This window comes from Pseudomonas sp. HMWF032 (assembly GCF_003060885.1).
GTDB lineage: Bacteria > Pseudomonadota > Gammaproteobacteria > Pseudomonadales > Pseudomonadaceae > Aquipseudomonas.
On sequence record NZ_QAIG01000011.1, the window covers coordinates 38,915 to 53,137 of the forward strand.

Here is a 14,223-nt window from a genome sequence, read left to right on the forward strand (position 1 = left end):
CTGCGAGCCTGGGCGATAACCAGGCAGCGCAAGACTTATGCCAGTGATCCAAGCCAGCATTGGCGCGGCCTCGCGTATTCACTCACCACTGACGCGCACCACAACAGGGCCAGGCATGCCCCACACCTGCCGCAGCGCACGAAAACAGGTCGCGCCGTTCCTAGAGCCTGCTCAAGGGCTCGCGAGCTAGAGCCATGCAAGGCGCTACGTTAGTAACAGCCTCCGGCTGGTCAAAACAGGCGAGAAAGCGGAGTTTAATTTTGTAAATGAGCATTCCGAGCCTGTTTTAACGCAGCAGGGCCGACGCGCAGCAGCCTTTGAGCAAGCTCTCAGCAATCCCCTTGCAGGCTGGCAATCCAGCGCTGCAGCACCTCGACGCCCTCAGCATGCACGGTGGAACGGCCCAGCTCAGGCATCATGATGCTGGGGTCGACACTTTCCACGCGAAACAGCAGCACCGACCTGTCCGGCTGGCCCGGGTGAATGTCCACCAGCCGATCACCCGAGCCTTTACCCGCAGCAACCGGCTGCTTGCACAAGCCATAACTGATGCCGATGGCCGTGGCCGGGTCGAGCAGCAGGCCCGAGGTACGCCCCGGTCCCTTGGGGTTGTGACAGTGGCTGCAGTTGGCGTCCAGGTAACTGCGCGCCTGCTTCTCCAGGCTTTCGCCAACGCGTGGCGTCGGCCATAACGCGTTCTGCGGCACGCCCTGCAACTCGGCTGGCACACCCTGCAGACGGCCTTGCTGCAGCCAGTGCTGCAACTGATTGCGGGTGCCATCGGCGTAGGCAAAGTCCTTGTTCAGGTGCCGCGCCTTGGGCCCCAGCGGGTTGACGCCCTGCCCTGCGGTTTCCTCATGGCAACCGGCGCACTGGTTGGCGTCCGGCACCTGATAGGCCACTGCTTGGGTCTTGCCCTCGGCATCCAACAGGCTCAACTCGCGACCATCACCTGCCCATTCCAGATGGGCCTCCTGTTGTTGCTCATCCCACACATAGGGCAACGCCACCCAGCCGTCCTGCTGTTTGAGCAGGATACGTGTCTCGATCAGCTGCACCCGCGCCAGCTCCAAACCGCGCTGTGGGTCGCGGTCATCCTGCTCGTTAAGCAGCAGGCGGCCCTGGGCGTCCTTCGGATAGTAGAAGGTCTTGCTCAGCACCGTACCGACCGGGTAATCGAAGTGCGCCTCGGCATAGGTCGCCGCTGTACCCGCCGGCATCCAGACGGTGCGCAGCTTGTGTGCATAGTCGGTGAACAACGGGGTATTCAGGTCGTAGGGCAAAGCCTCGGCAACCGGCGCGATAAAGCCATCGGCGCGCTGCAGCATGCCCCACTCGCTAAGGGTTTGCGGGTAGTTGTCACCTTGCGGCAGGTACAACGGGGCCGGTTGCTGTTCGCAACCGGCGAGGAGCAACAGCGCTGCCAGTAACAGACGACGCATCAGGCCCCCTGACCGGCTTCAGCCGAGGCTAATTTGACGGCCGGCAACGGCGGCAGGCTGCAGCGATAAGGCGTCATGTCGGTGCTGATGTTCTTGTAATTGTTCGGCCCGTCGACGTTGATCATCCCCGCCTCGCCGTTATTGATGCAGATCGCCCGATCCGCCGGCAGCTTGCCATCCACCAAGATGTCGAGGTTGACGTAGCCGTCCCAGAGAATGTCCGGCAGACGGCCATTCAGACCGAACTGGCTGACCTTCAGCGCTTTCAGCTCCAGGTGATCCGGGCTGTCGCCACCGGGGCCAAAGCGGTTGCCGTGGATATGAATGCCTTCCGGGTAGGGGTCGAAACTCTCGGCGGTGGAGAGGTCGGTATAGCCGGTACTGAAGTAGCTGCTGATGATCACGTTGGCGGTCTTGTGGTCGCCAATGTCGTTGTCGAACACCTCGACATCATCGTTGGAATTGATCACCACCCCGGAGCCTGCCGGCACACTGGCCACCGGTGTGCCCTTGTGGCCGAAGTTGGTGTGATTGTTACCTTCGATCTTGTTGCGGAACACCCGCGTCACCCGCCCGGCCTGCGGCAGGTTGGGCATGTTGAACACCAGAATGCCACCGGTATTACCGGTGGCGACGTTGTCATACACGTCGGCGCCGATGGTGTTTTCGATCTCAATACCGGCGACGTTGCGCTCGGCGCGACTGTTGCGCACCACGACGTTGCGCGACTGGCCAACATAGATGCCGGCATCCGATGCGCCGATGGCCACCGCACCGTCGATCAGGGTGTTTTCGGTCTGCACCGGGTAGATACCGTAGGCGCCGTTCTCGGTGGCCGGGCCATTGGTCCATTCGGTGCGCACGCGGCGGATGATGATGTTCTTGCCGCCCACCACTTTCAGCGAGTCACCTTTGGTGTCCTCGAAGGCAATGTCTTCGATGGTGAAATCCGAGGCATCCACCAGCAGGCCCTCGGCACCGGATTTCTGCCCTTTGAAGTTGAGGATGGTCTTGTCCATGCCCGCACCTTTGATGGTTACCCCACTGACTTTCAGGCTCAGGCTGCGGTCCAGCTGGTAAGTGCCGGCCGGGATTTCGATCACCGTACCGGGCTTGGCCTTGATCAGTTGGGTCTGCAGGTTCTTCTGAAAATCCAGGTTGGCCACTGGGGCCGGTTCTTCGCCGCACGCGGCGAGCAGCACAGACAGGGTAAGCACGGAAAGCGGGGCAAGGCGCATGACAATCTCCAGCGTTTTTCTTATTAAGTGGAACGATAGTACCAACTAATGAGAAAAATCCAAGCCTACATCAACATATCCATGCCGCCCGACCAACAGCCAGCCTACGCAGAGCGCGATGCATCCGTTACCATCGCCGGCAATTAAACGAAGAGATGCGGCATGTATATCTATCGATTGGTGCTGATCCTGGTGGTGGGGATCTACCTGTTTTCCCCGGCCATCATGGACTGGTGGATCGACCCCAATGGGGCCTGGTACCGCCCCTACCTGCTGTGGCTGATCCTGATAGTCGTGACCTTCATTCTTCAAAGTCAGCGTGATGCCGATGAGCTCTGACCTGCGGCAGCACGACGTACATGACCACTCCTTACCCTTATTCGCTTCAGAGCCACCGCAATGCTGACGAGCTTTAGCCTGAGCCAGCTGATTCTGATCAGCGCGGCCTACCTTCTTATTCTGTTCGGTGTGGCCTGGATCAGTGAGCATGGCCTGATTCCACGCTGGGTGATCCGCCACCCACTGACCTACACCCTGTCGCTCGGTGTCTATGCCAGTGCCTGGGCCTTCTATGGCACCGTTGGGCTGGCCTACCAATACGGCTACGGTTTTCTCGCCAGTTACCTGGGCGTGTCCGGGGCATTTCTGCTGGCACCGGTGCTGCTCTACCCAATTCTGCGCATCACCCGCACCTATCAGTTGTCATCGCTGGCCGACCTGTTTGCCTTCCGCTTTCGCAGCACCTGGGCTGGTGCCCTGAGCACCGTGTTCATGCTGGTGGGCGTGTTACCGTTGCTGGCCCTGCAGATTCAGGCAGTCGCGGACTCCATCGGCATCCTCACCCGCGAGCCGGTGCAGGAGCGCGTGGCGCTGGCCTACTGCGGGCTGATCATTCTGTTCACCATCCTGTTCGGCGCACGGCATATCGCCACCCGCGAGAAGCACGAAGGCCTGGTGTTCGCCATCGCCTTCGAGTCTGTGGTCAAACTTCTAGCCATCAGCGCCATCGGCCTGTATGCCCTGTACGGTGTGTTCGATGGCCCGCAGGACCTGCAATCCTGGCTGGTACAGAACCAGTCGTCGCTGACCAGCCTGCACACGCCGTTGCAGGAAGGCCCATGGCGCACCCTGCTGCTGGTGTTTTTCGCCTCAGCCATCGTCATGCCGCACATGTACCACATGACCTTTACCGAAAACCTCAACCCGCGCGCCATGGTCAGCGCCAGCTGGGGCTTGCCATTCTTCCTGCTGCTGATGAGCCTGGCGGTGCCACTGATCCTCTGGGCTGGGCTGAAACTGGGCGCCACCACCAACCCGGAATACTTCACCCTCGGCGTCGGCATCGCGGTCAATAGCCAGACCCTGGCACTGATCGCCTATGTCGGCGGGCTGTCGGCCTCCAGCGGGTTGATCATCGTCTCGACCCTGGCGCTGTCCGGCATGGTGCTTAACCATGTGGTGCTGCCCCTTTATCAGCCACCCTCGGAAGGCAATATCTACCGCTGGCTGAAATGGACGCGTCGCGCGCTGATCCTGCTGATCATCATGGCCGGTTACGGCTTCTATCTATTACTAGGCGCCGAACAGGACCTGGCCAACCTGGGCATCGTTGCCTTCGTCGCCACTCTGCAGTTTCTCCCCGGCGTACTGTCGGTGCTGTACTGGTCGACGGCCAATCGCAGGGGCTTTATTGCCGGTTTGCTGGCAGGAATCGGGGTGTGGGTGGTCAGCATGCTGCTGCCGATGCTCGGCAACCTGCAGGGTTTCTACCTACCCTGGTTCAATATCATTTACGTTCTGGATGACAGCAGCTGGCACCTGGCCGCCATCGGCTCGCTGGCGGCCAACATACTGGTATTCACCCTGGTATCGGTATTTACCGAAGCCAGCCCGGAAGAAAAAAGCGCCGCAGAAGCCTGCGCCGTTGATAACGTACGCCGCCCGCAACGTCGCGAGCTGCTGGCCGCCTCGCCCCAGGAATTTGCCGCACAGTTGGCCAAACCCCTGGGGGCCAAAACCGCCCAGCATGAAGTCGAGCAGGCCCTGCGCGACCTGCACCTACCGTTCGATGAAGGCCGACCCTACGCCCTGCGCCGCCTGCGCGACCGCATCGAGGCCAACCTCTCCGGGCTGATGGGCCCCAGCGTGGCCCAGGACATCGTCGAGACCTTCCTGCCTTATAAAGCCGGCAGTGAAACCTATGTCTCCGAGGATATCCACTTTATCGAGAACCGCCTGGAGGACTACCACTCGCGCCTCACCGGTCTCGCCGCCGAACTCGATACCCTGCGCCGCTACCACCGCCAGACCCTGCAGGAATTGCCAATGGGCGTCTGCTCGCTGGCCAAGGATCAGGAAATACTGATGTGGAACAAGGCCATGGAAGAACTCACCGAAATTCCCGCGCAGCGCGTCGTCGGCTCGCGCCTGAATACCCTGGGCGAGCCGTGGCGCGGCTTGCTGGAGCGGTTTATCGAATTGCCCGACGAGCACCTGCACAAACAGCGCCTGGCCCTCGACGGCCAGACGCGCTGGCTCAACCTGCACAAGGCGGCCATCGACGAGCCCCTGGCACCCGGTAACAGTGGTCTGGTACTGCTGGTTGAAGACCTCACCGAAACGCAGATGCTCGAAGACAAGCTGGTGCACTCCGAGCGCCTGGCTTCCATCGGTCGCCTGGCCGCCGGGGTGGCGCACGAGATCGGCAACCCGATCACCGGCATCGCCTGCCTGGCGCAAAACCTGCGCGAAGAACGCGAAGGTGACAGCGAGCTGACCGAGATCAGCGAACAGATCATTGAGCAGACCAAACGCGTGTCGCGCATCGTCCAGTCACTGATGAGCTTTGCCCATTCCGGCAGCCACCAGAACAGCGAGGAGCCGGTGTGCCTGGCCCAGGTCGCCCAGGACGCCATCGCCCTGCTGGCACTCAACCGGCGCAGCGTTGAAGTGCAGTTCTTCAACCTCTGCGACTCCGACCACTGGGTGGTGGGCGACCCTCAGCGCTTGGCCCAGGTGCTGATCAACCTGCTGTCGAACGCACGCGATGCCTCACCGCCTGGCAGCGCGATCCGGGTCAAAAGCGAACGTTTCGAGCACACCGTCGATCTGATCGTCGAGGACGAAGGCAGTGGTATTCCCAAGGCAATCATCGACCGCTTGTTCGAACCTTTCTTCACCACCAAGGACCCGGGCAAAGGTACGGGACTGGGCCTTGCACTGGTCTATTCGATCGTGGAAGAGCATTATGGACAGATAACAATTGACAGCCCGGCAGACCCCGAGCTTCATCGCGGCACCCGCATTAGGGTCAGCCTGCCTAGGCATGTCGAGGCGACGTCCATAGCGACTTAAACCAGCTACCCGCGCGCATGCAGGCCAGGGCTCTTTGCCCGGCGCTGCGCCCTGAGACTGTCGAGAGAACGAATTGATGCCTCATATTTTGATCGTCGAAGACGAAACCATTATCCGCTCTGCCTTGCGTCGCCTGCTGGAACGTAACCAATACGAAGTCAGCGAAGCCGGCTCGGTGCAGGAAGCGCAAGAGCGCTTCAGCATCCCCAGCTTCGACCTGATCGTCAGCGACCTGCGCCTACCGGGCGCGCCCGGCACCGAGCTGATCAAGCTCGGCCAAGGCACCCCGGTGCTGATCATGACCAGTTACGCCAGCCTGCGCTCGGCGGTCGACTCGATGAAGATGGGCGCGGTGGATTACATCGCCAAACCCTTCGACCACGACGAAATGCTCCAGGCTGTGGCGCGCATTCTGCGCGATCACCAGCAGGCCAAGAGTGCGCCCACCCCCGCAGCCGGCACGGCGAAAGCCAGCGCCGACAAGGTGGTGGACAACAGCAATGGCGAAATCGGCATCATCGGTTCCTGCGCAGCCATGCAGGAGATGTACAGCAAGATTCGCAAGGTCGCGCCCACCGACTCCAACGTGCTGATCCAGGGTGAGTCCGGCACCGGTAAAGAGCTGGTCGCCCGTGCCCTGCACAACCTCTCACGCCGCGCCAAAGCGCCGCTGATTTCAGTGAACTGCGCCGCCATCCCGGAATCGCTGATCGAATCCGAACTGTTCGGCCACGAGAAAGGGGCCTTTACCGGTGCCAGCGCTGGCCGTGCTGGTCTAGTAGAAGCCGCTGACGGTGGCACCCTGTTCCTTGATGAAATCGGTGAACTGCCCCTGGAAGCTCAGGCGCGTCTGTTGCGTGTACTGCAGGAAGGCGAGATTCGCCGGGTTGGCTCGGTGCAATCACAGAAAGTCGATGTGCGCCTGATCGCCGCGACCCACCGCGACCTGAAAACCCTGTCGAAGATCGGCCAGTTCCGTGAGGATCTGTATTACCGCCTGCACGTAATCGCTCTGAAACTGCCGCCACTGCGCGAGCGTGGTGCCGACGTGATCGAAATCGCCCACGCCTTCCTGATTCGCCAGAGCAGCCGCCAGGGTCGCCTCGACCTGAGCTTTGCCAACGACGCCGAACAGGCCATCCGCCATTACCCCTGGCCGGGTAACGTGCGTGAGCTGGAAAACGCCATTGAGCGCGCGGTAATTCTGTGTGAAGGCAACAGCATCTCGGCCGAACTGCTGGGCATCGATATCGAGCTGGATGATCTGGAAGACGACTTCACCGGTCTGCCTGCCCAGAGCAACGGCCTGGGCCATGAACCGAGCGAACCGACCGAAGACCTGTCCCTGGAAGACTACTTTCAGCACTTCGTTCTGGAACACCAGGACCACATGACCGAGACCGAACTGGCACGTAAACTCGGCATCAGCCGCAAATGCTTGTGGGAACGCCGCCAGCGTCTGGGTATCCCACGGCGCAAATCCTCGGGCGCAACTGCAGGCTAGAGCCCTGCGCGAGGGTGACAGATGTGCGCGCAAGAGGTTCCGCAGTCTGTTACCCATTCAACACTTAGTAACAAAAGCCGGGTCTTATGGTAACGAGAACCCGGCTTTTTTATACCATTCCACCACCCACTGAATCTATCAAACCCTTGTTTTCAAAGGGTTTTCACAAAGTGGCATGGGTTCTGCTTTATTGCTGGCACAACAACAATAACAAGCACGCTTCAAACCTAATAAAAATAAGACGTATCGACTCCAGCACAATAAAAACAACAACGCGGAGGCGCAGCTAACTGATTCTTTTGGAAAGGAATTGCCTTTGGGGTTCGCCCCAAAACCAGGCCGAGAACTATAAAACTGCCCCAAGGCAGCGCCAGAACTGGTTGGGTCACTGTGTGATCATGGCAGCGTCAGCATCCAAAGAAATCCGTTTGCTCTTGATTCCCAGCTTGGGAAGTTTTCCAAAAGTCCTTGACTGGATGGAACGGGCAAATCAACAAAAACAACAAGCCCGCCATAATAATAAAAACAGAGCACGCACCAATTTGGGGGGGGAGCTTCGGCTCCCCCAGTAGCTTCAAATCCCCCGCCTGCAAGCCTTTACTTTCGTTTCCTGCATCAATCCCTGACTCAATGCTAGAATCCGCGCCACTCCTGCGGCCGGCATATACTCTGGCCAGTCATTTAGTCAAACAGTGCCTCCCATGCTGAAAAAGCTGTTCAAGTCCTTTCGTACCCCTGCCCGCCGTGGCAACCACTCACACAGCACGCCTGAAGTGCTGAGCAGCAGCCAGCACCCGATTGAACGCGGTGAAATCAGCCGCTACGCCATCAGTGTGGTCGAGCGCCTGCAGCAGGCCGGTTACCAGGCATATCTGGTTGGCGGTTGCGTGCGTGACCTGCTGCTGGACATCGAACCCAAGGATTTCGACGTGGCCACCAGCGCCACGCCTGAGCAAGTGCGGGCCGAATTCCGTAACGCCCGAGTAATCGGCCGACGCTTCAAGCTCGTTCATGTGCATTTCGGTCGCGAGATCATCGAAGTCGCCACCTTCCGCGCCAACCATCCGCAAGGCGAGGAAGAAGAGAACAGCAACCTGGCCTCGCGCAACGAGAGCGGGCGGATTCTGCGTGACAACGTTTACGGCAGCCTGGAAGACGACGCTCAGCGCCGAGACTTCACTATCAATGCGCTGTATTACGACCCCAGCACCGAGCGTATCCTCGATTACGCCAATGGCGTGCACGACATTCGCAACCACCTGATCCGCCTGATCGGTGACCCGACCCAGCGCTACCAGGAAGACCCGGTGCGCATGCTGCGTGCGGTGCGTTTTGCCGCCAAGCTGGATTTCGACATCGAGAAACACAGCGCCGCGCCGATCTACAAACTGGCCCCGCTGCTCGGCGGAATTCCCGCGGCACGCCTGTTCGATGAAGTGCTCAAATTGTTTCTCGCCGGTTATGCGGTGTACACCTACGAACTGCTGGTAGATTACGGCCTGTTCGGCCAGCTGTTCCCGGCAAGCGCCGAGGCGTTGAAGCACAATCCGGACTACACCGATCAACTGATCCGCAACGCCTTGGACAACACCGATCTGCGTATCCACCAAGGCAAGACCGTCACCCCAGCCTTCCTCCTTGCGGCGCTGCTCTGGCCTGCGCTGCCGGCACGCGTGATCAAGTTGCAGGATCGCGGCATGCCGCCGATCCCGGCCATGCAGGAAGCCGCCCACGAGTTGATCAGCGAGCAATGCCAACGCATCGCTGTGCCCAAGCGCTTTACCATGCCGATCCGTGAAATCTGGGATATGCAGGAACGCCTGCCACGTCGCAGCGGCAAACGCGCCGACACGCTCCTGGAAAATCCACGCTTCCGTGCCGGTTACGACTTTCTCCTGCTGCGCGAAAGCGCCGGTGAAGAAACTGGCGGCCTGGGTGACTGGTGGACCCGCTATCAAGACGTCAGTGACAGCGAGCGACGCAACATGATTCGCGACCTCAGCAGCAAGGACGATGCCCCGGGCGCGCCACGCAAGCGCAAACGCAGTAACAGCAAGCGCAAACGTGGCCCCGCCAGTGATGCTGGCAGTCCTGCCGCAGGTGAATGATGACACGCGTTTACATCGGCCTGGGCAGCAACCTGGCCACCCCGGTCGCTCAGCTACGCAGCGCCCTGACCGCTCTGGCCGCGCTGCCGCAAACGCAGCTGGTTGCGCAATCCTCCTTTTATGCCAGTGACCCGCTGGGGCCGGCGGATCAGCCGCGCTATGTAAATGCCGTTGCCGCGCTGGACACCACACTCAGCCCACTGGCCCTGCTGGATGCGCTGCAGGCCATCGAACTGGAACAGGGCCGTACGCGCAAGGCTGAACGCTGGGGGCCGCGCACGCTCGACCTGGATATCCTGCTGTTCGGCGATCAGCAGTTGGAAGAACCGCGCCTGATCGTGCCGCACTACCATATGCACGCACGCGCCTTTGTCCTCTATCCACTGGCCGACATTGCCCCTGACCTGGAACTGCCGGATGGTCGCGCACTGAGCGCGCTGCTTGACGCCTGCCCTTATACAGGGCTGGAACGCCTCAGCGAAGACGGGCAGGCCTGAAACCGACCAACCGCGACTGCCAAGTCATGCCATAACTGCAGCACTAACCTCAGCGTCAGGCAGGCACATTGGCGGTAACGCCAGTAACAAGCCGGTAACACCTGCAATTGACTTCGAGCCCCCCCATCAGGACTATAGGCGTCCCGTTGCCCCGCACCGGTGCAATTCGAGGCCAATGCAGGCCAACTTGAAGCAGCACAACTGCTGACTGAACGCCTGAGTGAGGACAGTTTTCATGCCCGATGTAACCCTGACCACCCTGCAAAGCCTCAAGCAGAGCGGCGAGAAGATCGCCATGCTGACCTGCTATGACGCCACGTTCGCCCAGACAGCCTGCCAGGCCGGTGTCGATGTGCTGCTGGTGGGCGACTCCCTCGGCATGGTCTTGCAAGGCCATGACAGCACGCTGCCCGTTACCGTCGCCGAGATGGCGTACCACACCGCCAGCGTCAAACGTGGCAACCAGGGCGCACTGATTCTCGCCGACCTGCCCTTCATGGCTTACGCCACCCTTGAGCAGGCCCTGACTAACAGCGCAGCACTGATGCAGGCCGGCGCCCATATGGTCAAGCTGGAAGGTGCGGCCTGGCTGGCTGAGCCGATTCGCCAACTGGCGGAGCGCGGCGTACCGGTCTGCGCCCACCTCGGCCTCACCCCTCAAGCGGTCAATATCCTCGGCGGTTATAAGGTTCAGGGCCGCCAGGAAGCCCAGGCACGGCAAATGCGCGCCGACGCCATGGCGCTGGAACAGGCCGGCGCCGCCATGCTGCTGCTCGAGTGCGTACCCAGTGAACTGGCCGCGGAAATCAGCCAGGCGGTGAAGATCCCCGTGATCGGCATCGGCGCCGGAGTGGCCACCGACGGCCAGGTGCTGGTGCTGCATGACATGCTCGGACTGTCACTAAGTGGCCGTACGCCGAAGTTCGTGAAGAATTTCATGGCCGGCCAGAGCAGCATCCAGAACGCCATCAGCGCTTATGTCAAAGCGGTCAAAGACCAGAGCTTCCCAGCAGCCGAACACGGATTTTCTGCATGAACACAGTTAAAAGCGTGCGCGAGTTGCGCGCCGCTGTCGCCCAGGCGCGCGCCGAAGGCAAACAGATCGCCTTTGTTCCGACCATGGGCAACCTGCACGCAGGCCACGCCGCGCTTGTGGAAAAAGCCGCCCAGCGCGCCGACTTCGTGGTCGCCAGCATTTTCGTCAATCCGTTGCAGTTCGGCCCCAGCGAAGACCTCGACAAATACCCGCGCACCCTGCTCGCTGATCAGGAGAAGCTGGTCGAGGCCGGCTGCCATCTGCTGTTCACCCCGGATGTCGAGGAAATGTACCCCGGCGGCATGGACGGCCAGACCCGTGTCAGCGTACCCGGTGTGTCCGAAGGCTTGTGCGGTGCCAGCCGCCCTGGGCACTTCGAAGGGGTCGCCACTGTGGTCAGCAAGCTGTTCAACATGGTGCAGCCGGACCTGGCGATTTTTGGCCAGAAGGACTTCCAGCAGTTGGCGGTGATCCGCACCCTGGTACGCGACCTGAATATGCCGATCCAGATTATCGGTGAGCCCACCGTACGCGCCGAAGACGGCCTGGCACTGTCTTCGCGTAACGGTTACCTGAGCGCCGAACAACGTGCCGCCGCCCCCGTGCTATACCGCACCCTGCGCGAGATGGCCGACGCCATCCAGGCGGGCGAACGTGACTATGCCAAGCTGATTCATGCCGCACAGGCACAGCACAGTAGCGCCGGCTTTCGCCCTGACTACCTGGAAGTGCGTGAAGCCAACGGCCTACGCCCAGCCACAATGGACGATCAGCAACTGGTGATTCTGGTGGCCGCCTTTATTGGCAGCACCCGGTTGATCGACAACCTGGCATTCAACATCGACACACCCATCTGAATCAGTACGCAGGTGCTTGCTACGCGCCTGCCAGTTACACTCAAGGCCCGGATCACTCCGGGCCTTTTTGCATCATTGATTAGCCGCACCCAGGAAAGGAACACGCACCAATGGCTTACTACCAGCAGCCGCATGATGTCACCACCCTGCCAGCCTGGCAGGCGCTGCGCAATCACCGTGAGCAGATGCATGACTTCAGCATGCGCGAAGCCTTTGCCAATGACCCACAACGCTTTGCACGATTCTCCCTGAGCGGCTGCGGATTGCTGCTGGACTACTCCAAAAATCTGATCACTGACACAACGCTGCAACTCCTGATGCAACTGGCAGAACAATGCCGCCTGAGCGAATCCATCCAGGCGCTGTTCAAAGGCGAAAAAGTCAATGCTTCGGAAGGCCGCGCCGCTTTACACACGGCCTTACGCAGCCCGATTGGCCGTAGCCTGAAGCTCGACGGCGTTGACCTGATTCCCCAGGTTCATCGTGTACTCAACCAGATGACTGAACTGGTCAGCCGCATCCACAGCGGACTATGGCGCGGCTACAGCGACAAGCCGATCACCGAAGTCGTGAATATCGGTATCGGCGGTTCATTCCTCGGCCCGCAATTGGTGTCCGAAGCGCTACGCCCCTTTACTCAGCGTGGCGTGCGTTGCCATTACCTGGCCAATATCGACGGCAGCGAATTCCGCGAACTGACCGCACGCCTGAACCCGCAGACCACGCTGTTTATCGTTTCGTCCAAGTCGTTCGGCACCCTGGAAACCCTGAAAAACGCCCTGGCCGCCCGCGACTGGTACCTGGCCCTGGGCGGCCCGGAAGCCGAACTGCACAAGCACTTTATTGCGGTGACCAGTAACCAGAAGGCGGCCATCGAATTCGGTATCAAGGCGGAAAATATCTTCCCGATGTGGGACTGGGTCGGCGGCCGTTATTCACTGTGGTCGGCCATCGGACTGCCGATTGCATTGGCCATCGGCATCTCCAACTTCAAGGAACTGCTGGCTGGTGCCTACGCCATGGACCAGCACTTCGCTCAAGCACCGCTGGCCGAGAACATGCCGGTGCTGATGGCCCTGCTGGGTATCTGGTACGGCAACTTCTGGGGCGCGAAAAGCCAGGCGATCCTGCCTTACGACCATTACCTGCGTAACTTCACCAAGCACCTGCAGCAGCTGGACATGGAATCCAACGGCAAGAGCGTACGTCAGGACGGCAGCCCCGTGGACTTCAGCACCGGCCCGGTAATCTGGGGCGGTGTGGGCTGTAACGGCCAACACGCGTATCACCAGTTGCTGCACCAGGGCACCGAACTGATCCCCGCGGACTTTATCGTCCCGGTCAACAGCTTCAGCCCACTGGCTGACCATCACCAGTGGCTGTTTGCCAACTGCCTGTCGCAGAGCCAGGCACTGATGCACGGCAAGACCCGCGCCGAAGCCGAAGCCGAATTGCGCGCCAAAGGCCTGGATGAGGCGCAAGTGCAACGCCTGGCACCACACAAGGTGATCCCTGGTAACCGCCCGAGCAACATCCTGGCGCTGAATCGGGTCGGACCGTTCAACCTGGGTGCCTTAGTAGCGCTGTATGAGCACAAGGTCTTCGTGCAAAGCGCCATCTGGGGCATTAACGCCTTTGATCAGTGGGGCGTCGAACTGGGCAAGGAACTCGGCTTGGGCGTTTACCAGCGCCTCACCGGTCAACTCGACGAGCCAGCCAGCGATGCTTCAACCCAGGGTCTGATCCAGCACTTCCGCGAGCGGCATCGCGGCTAACGGCACGCTCAGAATCTGTTCAACGTCTGGCGAGCTCGAGGTGTGCCAGACGCGACTAACAGCCTGCGCCTGTTTTAACGCGGCATGCACGACGTGCAGCAGACCTTGAGCGGGCTCTCAACTGCGGCAGAAACGCTGACGATATTCATCCGGGGTAATCCCTAACTGCTGACTGAAGCCACGCCGTAGGTTGTACAACGACACAAAGCCGCACTGCTGCGCTACGCGCTTGAGTGAGCGTGCGCCCTGCTCCAACTGACGGCAGGCGGCCTCCAGGCGCAGCTGCTGCAGATAATGCCCTGGCGTCATCTGCAGCTCCTCACGACAACGGCGGTGCAACGTACGCACCGACAGCGCCAGCCCCGCCGCGATAGCCTCGTTATCCAACCGCTGTTGCAGCCTGGGCTGCAAC

11 protein-coding genes are annotated in these 14,223 nt (G+C 60.6%); 8 read left to right on the plus strand and 3 right to left on the minus strand.

The window, feature by feature from the left end; all coding sequences use genetic code 11:
• Positions 1–329: 329 nt before the first annotated feature.
• On the minus strand, positions 330–1,442 hold the full coding sequence (locus tag DBR00_RS15380) for an SO2930 family diheme c-type cytochrome (protein ID WP_108488594.1): 1,113 nt from the start codon (positions 1,440–1,442) through the stop codon (positions 330–332).
• Positions 1,442–2,680 (minus strand): parallel beta-helix domain-containing protein, encoded by a 1,239-nt coding sequence (locus tag DBR00_RS15385; protein ID WP_108488595.1) that lies wholly within the window; start codon positions 2,678–2,680, stop codon positions 1,442–1,444. Before DBR00_RS15385 ends, DBR00_RS15380 begins: the two co-directional genes overlap by 1 nt.
• A gap of 162 nt (positions 2,681–2,842) precedes the next feature.
• Between DBR00_RS15385 and DBR00_RS15390 the strand changes: the two genes are divergently transcribed.
• The 8 genes from DBR00_RS15390 (at position 2,843) to pgi (ending at position 13,811) form a co-directional block, all read left to right on the plus strand.
• Positions 2,843–3,019, plus strand: a complete 177-nt coding sequence (locus DBR00_RS15390) for a hypothetical protein (RefSeq protein WP_003244646.1) — start codon at positions 2,843–2,845, stop codon at positions 3,017–3,019.
• 60 nt (positions 3,020–3,079) lie between these two features.
• A complete protein-coding gene (locus tag DBR00_RS15395) occupies positions 3,080–6,034 on the plus strand; it encodes a sensor histidine kinase (protein WP_108488596.1) in 2,955 nt (984 codons plus the stop codon).
• A 76-nt stretch (positions 6,035–6,110) separates the two neighbouring features.
• Complete coding sequence (locus DBR00_RS15400) at positions 6,111–7,538, plus strand: sigma-54 dependent transcriptional regulator (RefSeq protein ID WP_108488597.1); 1,428 nt, start codon at positions 6,111–6,113, stop codon at positions 7,536–7,538.
• 701 nt (positions 7,539–8,239) lie between these two features.
• Complete coding sequence (locus DBR00_RS15410; protein ID WP_108488599.1) at positions 8,240–9,646, plus strand: polynucleotide adenylyltransferase PcnB; 1,407 nt, start codon at positions 8,240–8,242, stop codon at positions 9,644–9,646.
• Positions 9,643–10,143, plus strand: coding sequence for a 2-amino-4-hydroxy-6-hydroxymethyldihydropteridine diphosphokinase (folK, locus tag DBR00_RS15415; RefSeq protein WP_108488600.1), 501 nt, complete (start codon positions 9,643–9,645; stop codon positions 10,141–10,143). The genes DBR00_RS15410 and folK overlap by 4 nt, the downstream gene beginning before the upstream one ends.
• 235 nt (positions 10,144–10,378) lie before the next feature.
• Positions 10,379–11,179, plus strand: a complete 801-nt coding sequence (gene panB, locus DBR00_RS15420; protein WP_108488601.1) for a 3-methyl-2-oxobutanoate hydroxymethyltransferase — start codon at positions 10,379–10,381, stop codon at positions 11,177–11,179.
• Entirely contained in the window at positions 11,176–12,036 is an 861-nt protein-coding gene (gene panC, locus DBR00_RS15425; RefSeq protein WP_108488602.1) for a pantoate--beta-alanine ligase, read from the plus strand. The genes panB and panC overlap by 4 nt, the downstream gene beginning before the upstream one ends.
• 110 nt (positions 12,037–12,146) lie before the next feature.
• Positions 12,147–13,811, plus strand: a complete 1,665-nt coding sequence (pgi, locus tag DBR00_RS15430; RefSeq protein ID WP_108488603.1) for a glucose-6-phosphate isomerase — start codon at positions 12,147–12,149, stop codon at positions 13,809–13,811.
• 117 nt (positions 13,812–13,928) lie between these two features.
• Here pgi and DBR00_RS21135 read toward each other — a convergent pair.
• Positions 13,929–14,223, minus strand: a 295-nt coding sequence (locus tag DBR00_RS21135; protein WP_256583040.1) for a helix-turn-helix domain-containing protein, incomplete at its 5' end; no start/stop codon positions are given.

What these genes read in the sequence shown, in the direction of transcription:
- panB (WP_108488601.1), top strand. Translation starts at nt 10,379, where the DNA reads ATGCCCGATGTAACCCTGACCACCCTGCAAAGCCTCAAGCAGAGCGGC.
- DBR00_RS15400 (WP_108488597.1), top strand. Translation starts at nt 6,111, where the DNA reads ATGCCTCATATTTTGATCGTCGAAGACGAAACCATTATCCGCTCTGCC.
- DBR00_RS15395 (WP_108488596.1), top strand. Translation starts at nt 3,080, where the DNA reads ATGCTGACGAGCTTTAGCCTGAGCCAGCTGATTCTGATCAGCGCGGCC.
- pgi (WP_108488603.1), top strand. Translation starts at nt 12,147, where the DNA reads ATGGCTTACTACCAGCAGCCGCATGATGTCACCACCCTGCCAGCCTGG.
- DBR00_RS15380 (WP_108488594.1), bottom strand. Translation starts at nt 1,442, where the DNA reads ATGCGTCGTCTGTTACTGGCAGCGCTGTTGCTCCTCGCCGGTTGCGAA.
- DBR00_RS15385 (WP_108488595.1), bottom strand. Translation starts at nt 2,680, where the DNA reads ATGCGCCTTGCCCCGCTTTCCGTGCTTACCCTGTCTGTGCTGCTCGCC.
- folK (WP_108488600.1), top strand. Translation starts at nt 9,643, where the DNA reads ATGATGACACGCGTTTACATCGGCCTGGGCAGCAACCTGGCCACCCCG.
- panC (WP_108488602.1), top strand. Translation starts at nt 11,176, where the DNA reads ATGAACACAGTTAAAAGCGTGCGCGAGTTGCGCGCCGCTGTCGCCCAG.
- DBR00_RS15390 (WP_003244646.1), top strand. Translation starts at nt 2,843, where the DNA reads ATGTATATCTATCGATTGGTGCTGATCCTGGTGGTGGGGATCTACCTG.
- DBR00_RS15410 (WP_108488599.1), top strand. Translation starts at nt 8,240, where the DNA reads ATGCTGAAAAAGCTGTTCAAGTCCTTTCGTACCCCTGCCCGCCGTGGC.